20 protein-coding genes are annotated in these 18,910 nt (G+C 68.1%); 12 read left to right on the top strand and 8 right to left on the bottom strand.

Going from position 1 to position 18,910, the window contains the following annotated elements; genetic code table 11:
• Positions 1-3 precede the first annotated feature (3 nt).
• The 6 genes from K3U94_RS05085 to K3U94_RS05060 are packed head-to-tail and all read left to right on the top strand — an operon-like array spanning position 4 to position 7,353.
• Complete coding sequence (locus K3U94_RS05085; RefSeq protein WP_220695785.1) at positions 4-1,989, top strand: acetyl/propionyl/methylcrotonyl-CoA carboxylase subunit alpha; 1,986 nt, start codon at positions 4-6, stop codon at positions 1,987-1,989.
• Entirely contained in the window at positions 1,986-3,164 is a 1,179-nt protein-coding gene (locus tag K3U94_RS05080; RefSeq protein ID WP_220695784.1) for an acyl-CoA dehydrogenase family protein, read from the top strand. Before K3U94_RS05085 ends, K3U94_RS05080 begins: the two co-directional genes overlap by 4 nt.
• Positions 3,164-4,000, top strand: a complete 837-nt coding sequence (locus tag K3U94_RS05075; protein WP_220695783.1) for an enoyl-CoA hydratase family protein — start codon at positions 3,164-3,166, stop codon at positions 3,998-4,000. The genes K3U94_RS05080 and K3U94_RS05075 overlap by 1 nt, the downstream gene beginning before the upstream one ends.
• 58 nt (positions 4,001-4,058) lie before the next feature.
• On the top strand, positions 4,059-4,658 hold the full coding sequence (locus tag K3U94_RS05070) for a DUF1707 SHOCT-like domain-containing protein (protein ID WP_047317419.1): 600 nt from the start codon (positions 4,059-4,061) through the stop codon (positions 4,656-4,658).
• Positions 4,659-4,711: 53 nt separating this feature from the next.
• Positions 4,712-6,172 (top strand): biotin carboxylase, encoded by a 1,461-nt coding sequence (locus K3U94_RS05065; protein ID WP_220695782.1) that lies wholly within the window; start codon positions 4,712-4,714, stop codon positions 6,170-6,172.
• A 20-nt stretch (positions 6,173-6,192) separates the two neighbouring features.
• Positions 6,193-7,353, top strand: coding sequence for a serine hydrolase domain-containing protein (locus K3U94_RS05060; RefSeq protein WP_434084917.1), 1,161 nt, complete (start codon positions 6,193-6,195; stop codon positions 7,351-7,353).
• Between the two features lie 22 nt (positions 7,354-7,375).
• Here K3U94_RS05060 and K3U94_RS05055 read toward each other — a convergent pair whose 3' ends face one another.
• Complete coding sequence (locus tag K3U94_RS05055) at positions 7,376-8,011, bottom strand: TetR/AcrR family transcriptional regulator (RefSeq protein WP_047317422.1); 636 nt, start codon at positions 8,009-8,011, stop codon at positions 7,376-7,378.
• Positions 8,012-8,079: 68 nt separating this feature from the next.
• Between K3U94_RS05055 and K3U94_RS05050 the strand changes: the two genes are divergently transcribed.
• A complete protein-coding gene (locus K3U94_RS05050; protein ID WP_047317423.1) occupies positions 8,080-9,003 on the top strand; it encodes an oxygenase MpaB family protein in 924 nt (307 codons plus the stop codon).
• 11 nt (positions 9,004-9,014) lie between these two features.
• Here the strand turns inward: K3U94_RS05050 and K3U94_RS05045 are convergent, their stop codons facing one another.
• Complete coding sequence (locus K3U94_RS05045; protein ID WP_047317424.1) at positions 9,015-9,371, bottom strand: hypothetical protein; 357 nt, start codon at positions 9,369-9,371, stop codon at positions 9,015-9,017.
• Positions 9,372-9,541: 170 nt separating this feature from the next.
• Between K3U94_RS05045 and K3U94_RS05040 the strand changes: the two genes are divergently transcribed.
• Genes K3U94_RS05040 through K3U94_RS05020 form a run of 5 tightly spaced genes read left to right on the top strand, consistent with a single transcriptional unit; the run spans position 9,542 to position 12,674 of the window.
• Positions 9,542-9,853: a DUF2563 family protein gene (locus K3U94_RS05040; protein WP_047317425.1), complete on the top strand. Its 312-nt coding sequence runs from the start codon at positions 9,542-9,544 to the stop codon at positions 9,851-9,853.
• Positions 9,850-11,187: a putative alpha/beta hydrolase gene (locus K3U94_RS05035; RefSeq protein WP_052956754.1), complete on the top strand. Its 1,338-nt coding sequence runs from the start codon at positions 9,850-9,852 to the stop codon at positions 11,185-11,187. Before K3U94_RS05040 ends, K3U94_RS05035 begins: the two co-directional genes overlap by 4 nt.
• Positions 11,188-11,236: 49 nt before the next feature.
• Positions 11,237-11,509: a hypothetical protein gene (locus K3U94_RS05030; RefSeq protein ID WP_047317426.1), complete on the top strand. Its 273-nt coding sequence runs from the start codon at positions 11,237-11,239 to the stop codon at positions 11,507-11,509.
• 19 nt (positions 11,510-11,528) lie between these two features.
• On the top strand, positions 11,529-12,035 hold the full coding sequence (locus tag K3U94_RS05025; RefSeq protein WP_052956755.1) for an LpqN/LpqT family lipoprotein: 507 nt from the start codon (positions 11,529-11,531) through the stop codon (positions 12,033-12,035).
• Positions 12,036-12,056: 21 nt separating this feature from the next.
• A complete protein-coding gene (locus tag K3U94_RS05020; RefSeq protein WP_047317427.1) occupies positions 12,057-12,674 on the top strand; it encodes a class I SAM-dependent methyltransferase in 618 nt (205 codons plus the stop codon).
• Here K3U94_RS05020 and mnhG read toward each other — a convergent pair.
• From mnhG to K3U94_RS04990, 6 genes are read right to left on the bottom strand one after another with little or no spacing between them, the layout of a single operon-like run.
• Entirely contained in the window at positions 12,659-13,006 is a 348-nt protein-coding gene (gene mnhG / locus K3U94_RS05015) for a monovalent cation/H(+) antiporter subunit G (protein ID WP_047317428.1), read from the bottom strand. The two genes, K3U94_RS05020 and mnhG, sit on opposite strands and share 16 nt — an antisense overlap.
• A complete protein-coding gene (locus tag K3U94_RS05010) occupies positions 13,003-13,284 on the bottom strand; it encodes a monovalent cation/H+ antiporter complex subunit F (protein ID WP_220695781.1) in 282 nt (93 codons plus the stop codon). Before K3U94_RS05010 ends, mnhG begins: the two co-directional genes overlap by 4 nt.
• Entirely contained in the window at positions 13,281-13,808 is a 528-nt protein-coding gene (locus K3U94_RS05005) for a Na+/H+ antiporter subunit E (RefSeq protein ID WP_047317430.1), read from the bottom strand. The genes K3U94_RS05010 and K3U94_RS05005 overlap by 4 nt, the downstream gene beginning before the upstream one ends.
• The gene (locus K3U94_RS05000) at positions 13,805-15,403 is read right to left on the bottom strand and encodes a Na+/H+ antiporter subunit D (protein WP_267878348.1); all 1,599 of its coding nucleotides are present in this window, start codon (positions 15,401-15,403) and stop codon (positions 13,805-13,807) included. Before K3U94_RS05000 ends, K3U94_RS05005 begins: the two co-directional genes overlap by 4 nt.
• The gene (locus tag K3U94_RS04995; protein ID WP_047317431.1) at positions 15,400-15,849 is read right to left on the bottom strand and encodes a Na(+)/H(+) antiporter subunit C; all 450 of its coding nucleotides are present in this window, start codon (positions 15,847-15,849) and stop codon (positions 15,400-15,402) included. The genes K3U94_RS05000 and K3U94_RS04995 overlap by 4 nt, the downstream gene beginning before the upstream one ends.
• Entirely contained in the window at positions 15,846-18,743 is a 2,898-nt protein-coding gene (locus K3U94_RS04990) for a Na+/H+ antiporter subunit A (protein WP_220695780.1), read from the bottom strand. The genes K3U94_RS04995 and K3U94_RS04990 overlap by 4 nt, the downstream gene beginning before the upstream one ends.
• Positions 18,744-18,910: the final 167 nt, after the last annotated feature.

Genomic DNA, 18,910 nt, shown 5'->3' with positions numbered 1-18,910 from the left:
CCGATGATCAGCACTGTTCTGGTGGCCAACCGCGGCGAGATCGCTCGACGGGTCTTCGCCACCTGCCGTCGACTGGGCCTGGGCACGGTCGCGGTCTACACCGACCCCGACGCGGGCATGCCGCACGTCGCCGAGGCCGACGCGAAGGTACGCCTGCCGGAGACCACCAGCTACCTGTCCGCCGAGGCGATCATCGCCGCAGCCCAGGCGGCCGGCGCCGACGCCATCCATCCCGGTTACGGATTCCTCTCCGAGAACGCCGAATTCGCTGCTGCCGTGCAGGCCGCCGGGCTGACCTGGATCGGGCCGCCGGTGGCCGCGGTGACCTCGATGGGCTCCAAGATCGAGTCGAAGAAGATGATGGCCGCGGCCGGGGTGCCGGTTCTGGAAGAACTCGACCCGGAAACCGTCACCGCCGACCAACTGCCGGTGCTGGTGAAGGCCTCCGCGGGTGGTGGCGGCCGCGGCATGCGGGTGGTCAGCGAATTGTCAGCCTTGGCAGGCGAAGTGGCGGCCGCTCAGCGCGAAGCCGCGTCGGCGTTCGGCGACCCGACGGTGTTCTGCGAGCGCTACCTGCCGACCGGGCATCACATCGAGGTCCAGGTGATGGCCGATCAGCACGGCACGGTGTGGGCGGTCGGCGAACGGGAATGCTCGATTCAGCGCCGCCACCAGAAGGTCATCGAGGAGGCGCCGTCGCCGTTGGTGGAACGCACCCCCGGGATGCGCGCCAAGCTGTTCGAGGCCGCCAGGCTGGCGGCCAGCGCGATCGGCTACACCGGCGCCGGCACCGTGGAGTTTTTGGCCGACGAGCAGGGCGAGTTCTACTTCCTGGAGATGAACACCCGGCTGCAGGTCGAGCACCCGGTCACCGAGGAGACCACCGGTGTCGACCTGGTCGAACTGCAGATCGCGGTGGCCGACGGGGCCCGGCTGGACACCGAACCGCCGGCCGCACACGGGCATTCGATCGAGGTGCGCCTCTACGCCGAAGACCCGGCCCACGGGTGGCAGCCGCAGGCCGGGCCGGTGCACGCCCTCGACGTTCCGGGCGTAGCGACTCAGTTCGAGACGCTGTCCCGGCGCACCGGCGTCCGGCTGGACTCCGGCATCGTCGGCGGGTCGACCGTTTCCATTTACTACGACCCGATGCTGGCCAAAGTGATCAGCTACGCGCCGACCCGCCGGCAGGCGGCGGCCGTGCTTGCAGGCGCGCTGGCGCGCACCCGGCTGCACGGGCTGCGCACCAACCGTGACCTGCTGGTCAACGTGCTGCGGCATCCAGCCTTCCTGGACGGCGCCACCGACACGGCGTTCTTCGATACGCACGGTCTGACGGAACTGTCGGCGCCGCTGGCCGATGCCGCGACGGTGCGGGCCAGCGCCATCGCGGCCGCCCTGGCCGACGCCGCCCATAATCGGGCCACCGCCCAGGCGTTCGGCTCCATTCCCGGCGGTTGGCGCAACCTGGCGTCGGGATTCCAGTCCAAGGGCTACCTCGACGACACCGGGGCCGAACACCGCGTCGAATACCGTTTCACCCGAACGGGATTGATCATCAACGACGACGTCACCCTGGTGTCGTCGACCCCGGACGAAGTGGTACTGGCCGACCCGGCCGGCGTCGCCCGCACGTTCACCGTCGCTCGCTACGGTTCCGACATCTGGGTGGACTCCCCCGCCGGCGGTGTCCACCTGGTGGCGTTGCCCCGGTTCCCCGACCCCGAGTCGGCGGTGGCGCAGGGGTCACTGCTGGCGCCCATGCCCGGCAACGTGATCCGGCTGGGCGCAGCCGTCGGCGACCAGGTGACCGCCGGCCAGCCCCTGATCTGGCTGGAAGCCATGAAGATGGAGCACACCATCAGCGCACCGTCCGACGGTGTGCTCACCCAGCTCGACGTCAAGCCCGGCGACCAAGTGGAGGTCGGTGCCGTGCTGGCCCGTGTCGAACAGCCCGAGACAACGCAAGCAGAAGGAGATCCACTGTGACCGATTCCAAGAGCGACACCAGCTTCATCGAAAGCGACGAACGGCGCGCCCTGCGCGAGGCCGTCGCAGCGATGGCCCGCAACTACGGCCAGGACTACTACCTGGAGAAGGCCCGCGCCGGCGAACACACCGACGAACTGTGGAACGAAGCGGGCAAGCTCGGCTTCATCGGCGTCAACCTGCCCGAGGAGTACGGCGGCGGCGGTGCCGGCATGTACGAGCTGTCGCTGGTCATGGAAGAGATGGCGACGAACGGCTGCGCGCTGCTGATGATGGTGGTCTCGCCCGCCATCAACGGCACCATCATCTCCAAGTTCGGCACCGACGAGCAGAAGCAGCGCTGGATCCCCGGTATCGCCGACGGATCGTTGACCATGGCCTTCGCCATCACCGAGCCCGACGCCGGGTCCAACTCGCACAAGATCACCACCACCGCGCGCCGCGACGGGTCGGACTGGATCCTCAAGGGCCAGAAAACCTTTATCTCCGGCATCGACCAGGCGCAGGCGGTGCTGGTGGTCGGCCGCAGTGAAGACGCCAAGACCGGCAACCTGCGGCCCGCGCTGTTCGTGGTGCCCACCGACGCTCCGGGGCTGAGCTACACGCCCATCGAGATGGAGCTGATCAGCCCGGAGCGCCAGTTCCAGGTGTTCCTCGACGACGTCCGGCTGCCGGCCGACGCGCTGGTGGGTTCCGAGGACGCCGCCATCGCCCAGCTGTTCGCCGGGCTGAACCCGGAGCGCATCATGGGCGCGGCCAGCGCGGTCGGCATGGGCCGTTTCGCGATCGGCAAGGCCGTGGACTACGTGACCACCCGCCAGGTGTGGAAGACCCCGATCGGCGCGCACCAGGGCCTGTCGCACCCGCTGGCGGCGAACCACATCGAGATTCAGCTGGCCAAGCTGATGATGCAGAAGGCAGCGACGCTGTACGACGCCGGCGACGACTTCGGCGCGGCGGAGGCGGCCAACATGGCCAAGTACGCCGCCGGTGAGGCATCGACCCGGGCGGTGGACCAGGCGGTGCAGTCCCTCGGCGGCAACGGCCTGACCAAGGAGTACGGCATCGCCGCCGCGGTCACCGCGTCCCGGCTGGCGCGGATCGCCCCGGTGAGCCGCGAGATGGTCCTCAACTTCGTCGCGCAGACCTCGCTGGGCCTGCCGCGGTCGTACTGATGGACACACTGGTTACCTACGCCGGGCCGGAACACACCGGCGACGGTTCGGCCCGGCTGACCCTGGACTCGCCGCACAACCGCAACGCGCTGTCGTCGAAGCTGGTCGCCCAGCTGCACGCCGGGCTGCGCGACGCCGCGGCCGACCCGAACGTGCGGGTGGTGGTGCTGGGCCACACCGGCAACACGTTCTGTGCCGGTGCGGACCTCAGCGAAGCCAGCGGGGGTGACCCCGGCGGTTCAGCGAGGCTCGACGGAGGAGAGGCGAAGCTGGGACCGCCGCTTGGACCCGGCGAGCTGGCCGCGGACCGGGCCCGTGAAATGGCAGCGCTGCTGCGCGCGATCGTCGAGTCGCCGCGGCCGGTGATCGCGGCGGTGGACGGCCACGTGCGGGCCGGCGGCATGGGGCTGGTCGGCGCCTGCGACCTCGCGGTCGCCGGGCCGGCCAGCACCTTCGCCCTGACCGAGGCCCGCATCGGGGTGGCGCCGTCGATCATCTCGCTGACGCTGCTGCCCAAGCTCTCGCCGCGAGCCGCGGCCCGCTACTACCTGACCGGCGAGAAGTTCGGCGCCGCCGAAGCCGCGGCGATCGGGCTGATCACCCTGGCCGCCGATGACGTCGACGCCGCCGTCGCCGGTCTGGTTGCCAACCTGCGGCTCGGGTCCCCGCAGGGGTTGGCGGCGTCCAAGGCCCTGACCACCGCGGCGGTGCTGGCCGGTTTCGACCGGGACGCCGAACCGCTCAGCGTCGCGTCGGCGCGGATGTTCGTCTCCGACGAAGCTCGGGAAGGGATGCTGGCATTCCTGCAGAAGCGCCCACCCAGCTGGGCCGGCTGACTCCACTTTGGGCAACCCAGCTTGCGGCAAACGCGGTTAGTCGTAGGCTACGTATCCGATGAGGAACTCAACCCGGCGTGGCGTCGACTCGAACGGCACCCAGTCGCGCGCCGCTGACACCGACCGGATCCAGTTGGCGCAGGTGCTGGGCGACGCCGTCGCGCAAGGCCAACTGCCGATGAGCGAGTACGAGGCCCGGCTCGCCAAGGCCTACGCGGCCCAGACCTACGACGAGCTCGACCGTCTGCGCGCCGACCTGCCGGGCTCCTCGGTGTGCCCGCACCGCGGCGGTGACTGCAAACCCGCCCCGTCCACGTTGCTGCTGGCGATCATGAGTTCCTTCGAGCGGCGCGGTCGGTGGAACGTGCCCAAGCGGCTGACCACATTCTCCCTGTGGGGCGGCGGCGTCATCGACCTGCGCTACGCCGACTTCACCTCGCCGGACGTCGAGATCAACGCCTACTCCATCATGGGCGGACAGACCATTCTGCTGCCGCCGGAGGTCAACGTGGACATCCACGGTTACGGCGTGATGGGCGGCTTCGACCAGCAGGTCGAGGGCACCGGCACCCCGGGTGCACCGACGGTCAAGGTGCGCGGTTTCTCGCTGTGGGGCGGGGTCGGCATCCGCCGCAAGAACCGCAAACCGCGCGGCTGAGACCAGCCGCGGCGGTCTCGACATGTGCGCCGGAGCAAGGGCACACTTTGGGCATGGAGACACCGCGCCGCTGTCTGACCGGCATCTCTGACGTACGCGCGTTCTTCCACACCAACACCACGCCGCTGTATTTCATCTCGCCGACCCCGTTCAACCTGCTGGGCATCGACCGTTGGGTTCGAAACTTCTTCTACCTGACCTACTTCGACTCGTTCGAGGGCACGCATTCGCGGGTGTTCGTGCCCCGACGACGGGACCGCCTTGATTTCGACTCCATGGGCGATGTGTGCAATCACCTCTTGTCCGATCCCGAGACACTCGAGTTCATCGCGGGCCGGGGCCCCGGTGGCAAAGCCTGCTTCGTGATGATGGAAGAAGAAACGCAAACGCTCGCGCGGCAGGCCGGTCTGGAGGTCATGCACCCCTCGGTGGCGGTGCGCAATCGCCTGGGCTCGAAGACCATCATGACGCGCCTGGCCGACTCGGCGGGCGTGCCGAGTGTGCCGCACGTGATGGGGCGGGCCGGCTCCTACGAAGAACTGCTGACGCTGGCGCGGGACGCCGGATTAGGAGATGACCTCGTCATCTCCATCCCTTATGGCAACGCTGGCAGCGGGACGTTCTTTGTGCGCGGTCAGGCCGACTGGGACCAGCACGCCGCTGAGCTGACCGCGGAGCAGGAATTCAAAGTCATGAAGCGGATCCGCAATGTCGAGGTGTGCATCGAAGGTGCGGTGACCCGCCACGGCACCGTAATCGGCCCCGCGATGACCAGTCTCGTCGGTTATTCAGAGCTGACTCCGAATCCCGGCGCCTGGTGCGGCAACGACATCTGGCGCGAAGTACTCCCGCCAGACCAGACGCACGCCGCGCGAGAAATGGTGCGAAAGCTGGGCGACATCCTGAGCCGGGAAGGTTATCGCGGCTATTTCGAGGTGGACCTGCTGCACGACTTGGACTCCGACGAGCTCTACCTCGGCGAGGTCAACCCGCGACTGTCCGGCGCCAGCCCGATGACGAACCTGACCACCGAGGCCTACGCCGACATGCCGCTGTTCCTGTTCCATCTGCTCGAGTACATGGACGTGGAGTATGAGCTCGACATCGACGAGATCAACGCGCGCTGGGAGCGCGGCTATGGCGAGGACGAGGTCTGGGGCCAGGTGATCATCAACGAGACCTCGCCGGAGGTCGAGCTCTTCACCGCGACGCCGCGCACCGGGGTGTGGCGCATCGACGACGACGGCCGGGTGTCCTTTGCGCGGTCCGCCAACGACTGGGCCACACTGCTCGACGGGTCCGAGGCGTTCTACATGCGCGTCGCGGCACCCGGAGACTTGCGTTCCGAAGGCGCCCAACTCGGCGTACTCGTCACCCGCGGACACTTGCAGACCACCGATTATCGACTGACCGAACGCTGCCAGCGCTGGGTCAAAGGCATGAGAGCGAAATTTGTCTCAACACCCCTGACACCGGCCACGCCGATCGTCTCCCGGCTCGTCGCGCGCGCGTGAGCGACGCCGCGCCGGGCCGCATCCCGGACGGGATCTCCCTGGACAACTGGCTGTCTGAACCGTATTCGCGGTGGTCGTTTCAGCACGTCGAAGACTTCGTGCCGACCGCGGTGATATCGCGCGGGACCGGGCCCGCCGCGGTGCTGCCCACGACCGGCGCCGAGCTGGCCTCGGCCCCGGTGACCACGACGGATGGAGCCGTCGCCACCGTCGGCGCCGTCATGGAGGCCACCGCGACCGACGGGTGGGCCGTCGCCCACCGCGGCGAGCTGGTAGCTGAGGAGTACGCCGGCGCCCTGGGCTCGCACACCCGGCACTTGCTGTTCTCGGTGAGCAAGTCAATGGTGGCCGCCGTCGTCGGCGCGCTGCACGGGGCGGGGGCCATCGCCCTCGAGGCACCGGTCACCGCGTACGTGCCCGCACTGGCGGACTGCGGCTACGCCGGCGCGACGGTGCGCCACCTGCTGGATATGCGCTCGGGTATCGCCTTCTCGGACAACTACCTGCACCCGACCGCGGAGATACACACCCTCGACGAGGCGGTCGGGTGGGCCCCCGGCAGCGGCACGGACAGTCCGGCCACTCTGTGTGATTTTCTGCTGACGTTGCGGCAGAAGTCGGCGCACGGCGGCCCGTTCGAGTACCGCTCGTGCGAAACCGACGTACTCGGCTGGATCTGCGAGGTCGCCGGCGGCCAGCGGATGCCCGAACTGATGTCGGAGCTGGTGTGGAGCCGCATCGGTGCCCAATGCGACGCCACCATAGGCGTGGACCCGGTCGGCACCGGGTTTTTCGACGGCGGCATCAGCGCCTGCCTCACCGACCTGATCCGGTTCGGGTCGCTGTTCTTACGCGGAGGGGCTTCGTTGACCGGCCGGCAGGTGGTGCCGGCGGGGTGGATCGCCGATACCCTCGACGGCGGTCCCGACTCGCGTCAGGCGTTCGCCGCCAGCCCTGATGACACCGGAATGCCCGGCGGGATGTACCGCAATCAGGTGTGGTTCCCCTACCCGGGCAGCAATGTGGTGTTGTGCCAGGGCATGTGCGGCCAGCTGATCTATATCAACCGCGCCGCGGAGGTGGTCGGCGCCAAGTTGTCCACCCAGTCCTACGCGGCTGACTCGCGGATGTTCTCCGACACCCTGCGTGCCTTCGATGCGATGGCGCGGGAACTCGGCTAGCAGCGGGGCATCGCCATCGGACTCAGCCCCGGAACAGGGCCGGGTCATCGAGTTGGCCCAGCAGCGCGGTCAGCTGGTCCACCAGGTGCTCCGGCGCCAGCTTGATATCGCCGGCCAGCCAGGCGCTGATCGTCTGGGCCACCCCGCCGACCACGAAATGCGCGACCGCCTTGATCCGCTCGTTGCCCGGCACCCGCAAGACGTTCTGCACGTGGCGGCCGGACAACATGGCGAACAGCGCGCTGGATTCAGCGCGCTTGCGCACCAGTAGCGCGTTGGTCAGCTGAGTGCTGAACAGCATCCGGCCGACGCGAGCGTCCCCGGCGATGGCCGCCACCAAGTGAGCCATCCCGGCGCGGGTCTGCTCGGCCGAGGGCACCGCAGCCACCGCGGCCTGGGTGCTGGCCGCCAGGTCACCGACCACTCGGTCGAACACCGCGGCCACGAACTCGTCCTTGTCGGCGAAGCTCTCGTAGAAATACCGCGACGCCACGCCGGCCCGGTGGCAGATCCCGCGCACGGTCAACTCGACCAACTCGCGGGCGCCCAGCACGTCGAGCCCGGCCGCCAGCAGGCGCTCCCGGCGCTCGGCCAGCCGGTCGGCTGCTTGCACACCCCGGTAGGGGCGCTCGGGCACGGCAGAAACCACGTTCACCATCTTGACACCGGGCCCTCAGCTGGGCAATATCAGGAAACCGACGTTCTCACAATCAGCGAGGTGCAGTAATGACAATCAGCGAGCCGGTTCCCCTGGTGGAGCGTTCGGTGAACGACTCGCTGGGCGCGCACCCCGCGCCACCCAGGCGTTCCAGACGTTCCTGGCTGCCGCAGGTCACCTGCGACGACAACATGATGATGGGCGTGGCGCTGCTGGCCGGACCCGCCAACGTGATCATGCAACTCGCCCGGCCCGGGGTGGGCTACGGCGTGATGGAGAGCAAGGTCGAAAGCGGCCGGGTCGACCTGCATCCGATCAAGCGAGCTCGCACCACGTTCACCTACCTGGTGGTCTCCACCCAGGGCAGCGACGAGCAGAAGGCCGCCTTCCGTGAAGCGGTGAACAGTGCGCACCGTCAGGTTCGGTCCACCGCTGACAGCCCGGTGAAGTACAACGCGTTCGACCGTGACCTGCAGCTGTGGGTGGGGGCCTGCCTGTACAAGGGCAACGTCGACATCCACCGCATCTTCCTCGGCGAGATGGACGACGAGCACGCCGACCGGCACTACCACAATGAGGGCAAGGCGATGGCCACCATGCTGCAGGTGCCCGAGGACATGTGGCCTGCCGACCGGGCCGCCTTTGACCAGTACTGGCAGGAGCAGCTGGACAAAGTGCACATCGACGACGCCGTCCGCGAATACCTGAAGCCGATCGCCGCGAGCCGGCTGCGGGGCCTGACCCTGCCCGGCCCCTTGCAGCGGGCCAACGAGCGGCTCGCGCTGCTGATCACCACCGGCTTCCTTCCGCAGCGCTTCCGTGACGAGATGCAGCTGCCGTGGGACGCCGACAAGCAACGTCGGTTCGACCGGTTGATGGGCGCTCTTCGCGGCGTCAACAATCTGCTGCCGCAGTTCTTGCGCGGCTTCCCGTTCAACTTGATCCTGTGGGACCTCGACCGTCGCATCCGCGCCGGTCGCCCGCTGGTGTGACGCCGCCGCCGTCAGGCGTTCTTGGTCAACACCCACCAGATGGTGGCTGACGAGCCGGCCAGCGTCCCGGCCAGGGTCTTCTGGTCGAAGGAATGGGTCAATTTGCCCTCATCGAGGGTCCACACCCACCGGTTGCCCTCAAGGTGGGCGTCCCTGTCCCAGCCGATGTCGGTGTCATGGATGTTGAGGCAGTCGGCACCGCACGGGGCCAGGAACCAGGTATAGGCGGATCCGGCTCGGACTATGCCGGCGCCGTCGGTGATGGTCATCGTGTAGGTCCCCGAAAGCGGCGCGGGCCGCCCGGGGCCGACCGATTCGACAGCGGCCCCGATCAGGCCCGCAGCAACAGCAAGACCCTTGAACCACACGGCCTCACTCCTTCCTCCCGGCCTTCCTCCCGGAGGCCCCTTGGCTGAATCTAGGATTCGGCGGCACGGTGGCGAAACAGGGTTTTCCCTTGGTTTTGCGGGTGAATTGACGGTTCGGCGCCCGTCGGTAGGCTTTTATCCCGACACCAGCGGACGGAAGGTGACAGGCGATGCACGTCATCCCCCATGCGTTGCGCACCGGGGCAAACGTGTCCGACGACGCCGGCGGGCACGCCAACGAGGGCGCCCAGCGCCTCGACGTGGCCGGCGTGACCGCCAAGATGTTCGGCGATTTCGACGACGCACACGGTTTCCACGCCGCGCTGGGCAGCGCCAAGGACAGTCATCGCGACGCCCTGCAGGGCCACCACCAGAACCTCACCGGCATCGCCGAGAACGTGCGCACCGCCGCCGCCGGCTTCACCCAGATGGACAACCACAACGCCACACTGTTGCGAGACGTCGCCGGCCCCCAACAGTGAGTCGTCCCACCCTGCAGCACCTGAACGTCGACGACCTCGTCGCGCAGGCCGGTGGTGATCCGTGGGCGATCGACGACAGTCTGCAGGCCGGCAGCCCCACCCAGATCAACTTCTTGGCCCAGGCCTTCCACTCCGCCGCCGGTTCGGCCACCGCCGCCGAAGAGTCCTTCCGCGCCGCCCAAGAACACTTCACGCAGTACAACCGCGAAAACGGCGAGCAACCCATCAACAACGGGGCCGAGGTGCAGCGCGTCAAAGACAGCCTGCATGCCACCAATGAGCAGCTCGGTCAGATCGCCGCCGACCTGGAGACCATCGCTGCCGCCCTGGCTCAGGCCCGGGCAACCTCGCGGGGCAACATCAAGTCACTCAATGAGAACCTGGGGACCGCCGACTATCTGATCGGCCACTACCTCGACCTGGAGAACCAGGGCCTGGATCGCGACGCCGATATCGAGAATGTTCGTCAGGCAGCCAAGGCCGACACCGAGACGGCCCTGCACAACGAGACGTTTTTCCGCAACGACTACTCCAAGACCCTGAAGCAGGCCCTGACCAACCTGCGGGTCAAGGACGGCTATAACCCCGATATCCGCAAGTACGACGCCGAGAACCAACCGGCCGGCGGGGCGGACGGCGGGGCCGGGGCGGCTCCCACCGGCCCGCCCGCGGGCGCCGCCGGTGGCGACGGTGGCGCCGGGGCGACTCCCACCGGCACGCCCACGGGCGCCGACGGTAACGGCGCCGCCGGGGTCATCGCGCCCTGGCTGACGTCCGGAACCCCGGCGATAATTCCACCCGGGGGTCCGCCGGCCCGGCCGAGCCAACCCACCCAGGTCAACGGCAAATGGGGCAACGTCGGCGACGGCCTCGCGGCGGCAGGTGAACGTGCGAACGTACCCGCCAATGTTGGGAAGTTCGTCCCGGGCGGATCGCCGAGCGCCGCAATTCCGGGCGGCGTCCCGATGGGTACTGCGTTGGAGACCGTCGAGAGGTTCGGCAAACGGCTGGGTTTCGTCGGAAACTTCGTCACCGGCGTGAACGGGATCGTCGAGGGCGCCAACGACGTGAGCAACGGTGCCGCCCTGAGCACCACCCTGGTCGACGTCGGCGCCAAAACCGTGGGAGATATCGGCGGTGGCTTGGTCGGCGCCACCACTGGGGCCGAAGCGGGGGCCTGGATCGGGACCATGATCGTCCCGGGGGCCGGAACCGTCATCGGCGCCGGCGTCGGAGCGGTGGTCGGCGGCGTGATCGGCAGCGACATCGGAAAGAAGATGGGCGAAGAGATTTCGGATTTGTCACACAGTGTTTGGCGTAGCCTCTTCGGCTGAGCTGGGCCACAGGTAAGGGAGAACGATCACCATCAGCAACGCAGAGCGCATGATCTTCATCGCCGGGGTAGTCGGGCTTCTCATCGCAATTCCGGTGGATCCACGCAAGGACGCGAAGTCGAAGTGGCTGTTTTGGGTCATCGGCCCGATGGTGTGCGCCGCATTGTTCGCCGTCGCGCTCTACGGCTCAGTGAAGAACCCCGAAACGTCGGACTTACTCAGCGCCGTCGCTGGCGGCACGTTCTTCGCCTACCTCTGCTTCGGCGCCGTCTACGTCCGCAAACGCTGGCCGATCGGGCGCTGGCCTGGTTCTCGTTCCTGACGCACGGAAAGGACTTGACGTGGAACCCGAGAGTCAGCCAGCCAGCGAGGGACTCATCCAGCTGGATCCCCGCACGCCCGACGAACCGACGATCACCCTCCCCCGGCCGCCGGGTTGGGGGTTCATGCCGGGCAAAGACGAGACGTCGATCCGCGGCATCCTGTTCAACCAGGAGCTGCGGCGGCACGGCTTCACGCCCAACGCGGTGGTGACGTGCGAAGAGCTCACCGGCCAGGTGGGACTGCCATCGCAGGCCCTGGCCAAGGAGCGCGCCGCGGTCATCGACCTCGTCGGTGACCTCGACACCGACGTCGCAGGCACGGTGTCGGGCTTTCCGAGCAGAACGATCACCTACAACCTGCAGGGCCGACCCGCGACCGGCCTGCTCGTCGCGGTGCAGAACACGGCAGACCGGATCTGGGCGATCACGCTCACCCTGCAGACCACCGACGCCGACAACCCCCACTACATCGCCGCTAAGCAGGCACTGCTGGATTCCCTGGAAGTCCACCTGCCCACCCCGTGACGCCCCTGGGAGAATGCACTCATGGTCGAGCAGAGCCTCTGGATGCAGAAAGTCGCCGGCGACCCGGGACATTCGCAGTGGTACATCGAACGCTTCCGCGAGATGGCCCGCGCCGGTAAGGATCTGGCCGGCGAAGCGCGCTTCATCGACGCGATGGCCGCACGCGGTGCACGCATCCTCGACGCCGGCTGCGGCCCGGGCCGGGTCGCCGGCGTGCTGGCCAAGTGTGGTCACGACGTGGTCGGTGTCGATGTCGATCCGGAGCTCATCGAGGCCGCCGGGCAGGACTATCCCGGGCCGCGCTATCTGGTGGGCGACCTCGCCGAACTCGACCTGCCCGCCCGCGGCATCTCCGAACCGTTCGACATCATCGTGTCCGCGGGCAACGTCATGACGTTCGTGGCCCCGAGCACACGGGTCGAGATCCTGCGCCGGTTGCGCGCCCACTGCGCCGACGACGGCCGGACCGTGATCGGCTTCGGTGCCGACCGGGACTACGACTTCGATCAGTTCCTGCGCGACGCGTCGGCCGCCGGTTTCGCGACCGATCTACTGCTGGCCACCTGGGACCTGCGGCCGTTCACCGAGAACTCCGATTTCCTGGTCGCGGTGCTGCGCCCCGCTCACAGCGGCAGCTGATCGTCCTCGCTCAGCTCGCCGAGCTCGTCAACGGTCAGTACCTCGGTCATGTCCTGCTCCTGATAGGCCAGCCGACCCACCCGGTGCGCCACCACGGGCGCGGTGATGAGGGTGAACAGGATGCTCACCGTCACCATCCCCGCATCGTGGCTGCCGCGCAGCCGGATCAACGCACCGAACAGCACCAGCAACAGGCCCAACACCTGCGGTTTGGTGGCCGAATGCATGCGGGCCAAGGTGTCGGGGAACCGCACCACTCCGATGGCCGCCGTCAGCGCCAGCACCGACCCGGCGAGCACCAGCACCCCGGCGAGCACGTCGAGCACGATCACGGCTGCCTCCCCAGATCAGGTGCGTCGTCGGGAACCCGGAAACGTGCCACGCTCACCGACCCGATGAAGCCGACCAGCGCCAGCGCCGCGAGGCTGTAGGTCACGGTGGTGTCCCGGCTGACCGCGGCCCAGATACCGATACCGCACATGGTCATCGCGGCCAGCGTGTCCAGCGCCACCAGCCGGTCCAAGGTGGAAGGTCCGGCCAGCAGCCGATACATGGTGATGACGGCGGCGACGCCCAACAGCACACCCGCCATTCCCCAGATCACGTTCATGCGCCTACTCCCGCGGGCTGCCACTCGTCGTCACGCTCGAAGGCGGCGATCAACAGTCGCTCCACCTGCGCGACCTGCTGATAGAAACGTTCGACCGCCTGGGCGGACCCGACATCGATCACATGGCAGTACAGGATGCGGCGCACCTGATCGATCTCCAGCACCATCGATCCGGGAATCAGCGTGGTGATGTTGGCGGCCAGCACCAGAACCAGGTCGGACTTGATGGTCAGCGGCACCCGTAGCACCCCGGTGAGCGGCGGCGGTCCGGGTCGGATCGCCAGCCACATCAACTGAACGCTGGACTCCATCAGATACCAGGTGAACAGCCCGATCAGCGTCACCAGCGGCACCAGATGCACCCGGCCCTGTACCGGCACGGGCGGCATGGGCAGCAGGACCAGGATCACCACCGCGACCACGATCCCCGTGACGATGTTGGGGATCGTGAAACGGCCCCACAACAGCACCCATACCGTCGCCAGCGCGGACACCGCGAACATCTTCAATGCGACGGCCCTCATGGTGTGCCCACTGACAGCACGGTCGAGATGTATTCGCCCCGGTCCAAAACCTCGGCGGCGGCCCGCTGGGTGTAGGCGAAAATCGGGCCGGCCAGCACGCTCAGCGACAAGCCCAGCGCGATCAGCGCGAGCGTCGGGACCACCATCCACGTCGGCATCTTTCCGACGTCATCACGGTCGTCATAGGCGACGTCGCCGACGTCGTCGAGCAGCACCGGCGGGGCGGCGAGCACCAGCTCGCCCTCGGGTGCGTCGACGCGGCGGCGCCAGAACGCCATGGTCCACACCCGCGCCAGCACATACAGCGTCAGCAGACTGGTCACCACCGCGCCGCCCACCAGGCACCAGGCCAGCACGGACCCGTCACCCACGCCGGCCTGCAGCACGGCGGTCTTGCCGATGAAGCCCGAAAAGGGCGGAATACCACCGAGATTGAACGCCGGCACCAGGAACACGAAAGCCAGCAGCGGGTTGGCGATCAGACCGCCCAGCCGGTGCAGCGACGAAGCGCCGCCCTGGCGTTCGATCAGTCCGGCCGCCAGGAACAGTGTGGTCATCACGATGATGTGGTGCATCACGTAGAAGATGGCGCCGGACATGCCCAGCTGGCTCGACAACGCGACCCCGAACATCATGAAGCCGATGTGGCTGACCAGCGTGAACGACAACACCCGCTTGATGTCGCTCTGCGCGATGGCGCCGAAGATCCCGATCAGCATGGTCAACAGCGCCGCGACCAGCAGCACCGAGTCCAGTCCCCCGTCGGGAAACAGCAGTGAGTGCGCCCGGATGATCGCGTACACACCGACTTTGGTCAGGATCCCGGCGAACACCGCGGTGATCGGGGCGGGCGCGGTGGGATAGGCGTCGGGCAGCCACGCCGACAGCGGGAACACCGCGGCCTTGATGCCGAACGCCACCAGCAGCACCGCGAACACCGCGCTGCGGGTGCCGCCGGGCAGGTCGCCGGTCCGCGTCGCCAGCTCGGCGAGGTTCAGCGTGCCGGTGGCCGCGTAGACCAGCGCGATGCCGAACAGAAAGACCAACGACGAGGCCATCGAGACCATCACGTAGCCGATGCCGGCACGGATGCGTTCGGCACTGGCGCCGATGGTGAGCAGTACGAAGCTCGCCGACAGCAGCATCTCGAACCCGACGAACAGGTTGAACAGGTCACCGGCCAGAAACGCCAGGGAGACGCCGGTGGCCAGGGTCAGGTAGGTGGGCAGAAAGATCGACACCGGCTGGCGGTCGTCACCGTCGCGGACACCCTGCCCGATGGCGTAGACCATGACCGCGAGCAGCACGATCGCCGACACCACCAGCATCAGCGCCGACAGTCGGTCGACGACCAGGCTGATGCCCAGCGGACCCAACCCCTGCTCGGTCGGCCCCCAACCTCCGACATGCAGCACCAGCGTGCCGTTGCGGTCGGTCAGGTACAGCAACACCGCGCTGACCGCGGCCACCGCGCACAGCACACCGATGGTGATCGGCCGCTGTAGCCGGGGGCGACGACCAACGATGAGAGTCAGCGCCGCGCCCAGCGTGGGCAGCAAGACCGGCAGCGGCATCAAGACGGCGGCAAGACTCACCGTGACACCTCGCTTTCGGGAACGGCGTCGAGCTCACCGGCCGCCACCGGCACGCCCTGGTCGGGTTCGGCGGCGATGACCTCTTCGTCGGACAGCTGCGAGACGCGGGTGGCTTCCTGGTCGTCGCCGATGTCGTCGGTGGTCGTCAGGTTGTAGGAGCGGTAGGTCAGGGCAAGCACGAACGCGCCCACACCCATCGTGATGACGATGGAGGTCAGCACCATGGCCTGAGCCAGCGCATCGGCATCGGTGGCCTTGCCGGAGCTGGCCCAATAGATCGGCGGGTTCCCGTCGGGCCCGCCGACGTCGATGAGCAACAGGTTGACGGCATTGCCGATCATCATCAGGCCCAACAACATTCGGGTGAGGCTGCGCTCCAGCAGCATGTAGACACCGCAGGAGGTGAGCCCGGCGGCCATCAGCAGCGGAACCAGATGGGCGGTCATGACACTCCTGCCAGCGGTCGGGTCGGGGGCTGCGATTCAAGCTCCTGGTCCAATCGCACTCCCAGGCTGCGCAGCACGTCGAGCACCATGCCGACCACCACCAGATACACGCCCAGATCGAAGAACAACGACGTCACCACGTTGACGTGGCCCAGCACCGGAAGCGTGAAGCTCAGCACCGCCGAGGACAGCACCGGCGCCCCCAGGAACAGCGATCCCAGCGCCGTGCCTCCGACCAGAGCCAGCCCGACACCCAGGATCTTGCTGGAGTCCAGGGGCAGCGTCTCGCCGAGCTCGTAACGGCCGCCGGCGAGGTAGCGCAACGCCAGCCCGAGCCCGGCGGCCAGGCCGCCGGCGAAGCCACCGCCGGGATAGTTGTGCCCGGCGAACAGGAAGTAGATCGAGACCACCATGATCAGCGGGAAGATGATCCGGGTCGCGACCTCCAGCACCAGCGACCGCTCATTGGGATCGTGGTAGGCGCTGCCCCGCAGCCAGGTGGTGGACCCGATGGCCGGGCTGTAGGGGGTGGTGATGCCCACGGTCTTGCGCGGGCTGCCGGCGTCGGCGATCCGCGGCGCCCGGCCGAACCGGCGGTTGCGGAACACCATCGAGGCCACGCCGGTCGCGGCGACCAGCAGCACCGAGATCTCCCCGAGGGTGTCCCAGGCCCGGACGTCGACCAGCAGCACGTTGACGGTGTTGGCGCCGTGGCCACGGACGTAGGCGGCCTCGGGCAACGCTTCGGACACACCATCTCGGGTGCGCGCCGCCATCGCGAAGGCCGCCAGCACGGCGACGCTGACACCAACCGCACCGGCCAGCAGGATGCGCGGCAGCCGGTGTAGCGCCATGGTGGGCCGCTCCGCTTCCGCCGGCAGCGTGCGCAACACCAGCACGAAGATCACCATGGTCACGGTCTCGACCAGCAGCTGGGTCAGCGCCAGGTCGGGCGCGCCGTGGAAGGCGAATGCCGCGGCGCAGCCGTAACCGGTCACCCCCACCATCACCACCGCGGACAGCCGGTTGCGGGCCATGGTCGCGCCGATCCCGCCGGCGACCACCAGCACGGCGACCGTCAGTTGCAGCGGCGTATCCCACAGGTGCAGTTCGACATGATTGCGCGCGCCCAGCGCCAGCGCCGTCAGCGGGAGCACCACCAGCGTCGTGAAGATCATCGCCTGGTTGATCGGCAGGGAGCCGCGCTGGGTGATCCCGGTCAGCCGTACCGCCGCCACGTCGAGCAGCCGCAGTACGTCGTCGTAGATCCGGTCGGCCTTGCCCACCGGCAGCCGGCGCAGCCGGGACAGCCGCAGCGGGCCTCGCGCGGTGAAGACACCGGCGCCGACCACCAATACCAACGCCGAAAGCAACACCGGCAGCCCCACCCCGTGCCACAGCGCCAGGTGATAGCCCGTTCCGCCGGGCATGGTGTCGGCGTAGCTGCGCAACACGGTGTCGAGGGTGAGCGCACACAACCCCAGGGCCAGGCTGGTGGCGGCCAGCACCGCCGGCGGCGCCAGGAAAGCCGCGTCGGGGCGGTGCAGGCCCGCCACGGCGGCGCTCGGCGCGGACCGGCCCTTGCCGGCGAAGCCGCCCCAGATGAACCGCACGCTGTAGATCACGGTGAACATCGACGCGAGCACGCCGGCGGCCAGCACATACGGACCGGCGGAACCCAGGACCGGGGAATGTGCCTCGGTTCCGAAGATGGTCTCTTTGGCGATGAAGCCCACGAACGGCGGCACTCCGGCCATGCTGGCGGCGGCCGCGGCGGCGACCAGGAACAGCCCCGGGCAGCGGCGCCCCAACCCGGCCAATTCGCGCAGGTCGCGGGTGCCGGTGGCGTGGTCGATGATCCCGACCACCATGAACAGCGTCGCCTTGGCCGCCGCGTGCGCGCACATGGCGGTCAACCCGGCCAGCATCAGATCACCGGTACCGGCTCCGACCAGCACGATCATCAAGCCCAGCTGGCTGACGGTGCTGTAGGCCAGCAGCAGCTTCAGGTCGTACTCGCGCACCGCCCGCCAGCCCGCCAACAGTGCGGTGGCCAATCCGAGAATCACCAGCGTCGGTCGCCACCCGGGCGAATCGGCGAACCCCGGAGCCAGCCTCGCCACCAGATAGATCCCGGCTTTGACCATCGCCGCGGCATGCAGGTAGGCACTGACCGGTGTCGGTGCCGCCATGGCGCCGGGCAGCCAGAAATGCAGCGGCACAATCGCCGACTTGCTGAGCGCACCGACCAGGATCAGCAGCACCCCGACGGTGACGACGGTCCCCGACGGCGGATGGGCCACCAGATCCGACAGCAGGTAGCTGCCGGCGGCGTTGCCCAGCATGATGATGCCGACCAGCATGGCCAGCCCGCCGGCAGTGGTGACCAGCAATGCCTGGGTGGCGGCCCGGCGGTTGATGGCACGTTCGGCGTAGTGGCCGATCAACAGGAACGACAACACCGTCGTCATTTCCCAGAACACGTAGAGCACCAACGCGTTGTCGGCGACCATCAGCCCGAACATGGCTCCGGCGAAGCCGACCATCTTCGCGGCGAAGCTGGGCAGCCGCGGATCGGTTTCGGTGTGCGACCCGACCGGCCGGAAGTAGGCGGCGCAGTAGAACAAGACCAGGGCGCCGATCCCCAACGCCAGCACGCACATGATCGCGCTGAGCGAATCGAACCGCAGCGCGATGTCCATCGACAGTCCGGGCACCCAGGGCACCGTGACGCGGTGGTCGTCGGCCGGCCCGGTCGGCCAGTTCGCCACCACCCAGCCCAGCGATACCAGCGGGATCGATCCCAGCGGATAGAACGCCGCCCTGCCCCACCTGCGCACCAACGCTGGTGCCGCAGCCGTGCCAACAACATGGGCAAGCAGTATCGCCAGCATCACGCTCCACGGGCCGTTTCGTTTAAGTCGATGCGTTCAGTCGTGGCACTAATCGTGAGGAGACCGCGGACGCGCCCAGAACACGTCCGCACCCATCTCCCACCACCACTGAAACCAGTCTCTGTGGTGCAGCGGCCCCGCGCCATGGAATGCAACCCCCATTCGGC

This window comes from Mycolicibacter heraklionensis, from assembly GCF_019645815.1.
In the GTDB taxonomy this organism is placed as follows: Bacteria; Actinomycetota; Actinomycetes; order Mycobacteriales; family Mycobacteriaceae; genus Mycobacterium; species Mycobacterium heraklionense.
This window is presented reverse-complemented; position numbering and strand designations above follow the sequence as displayed.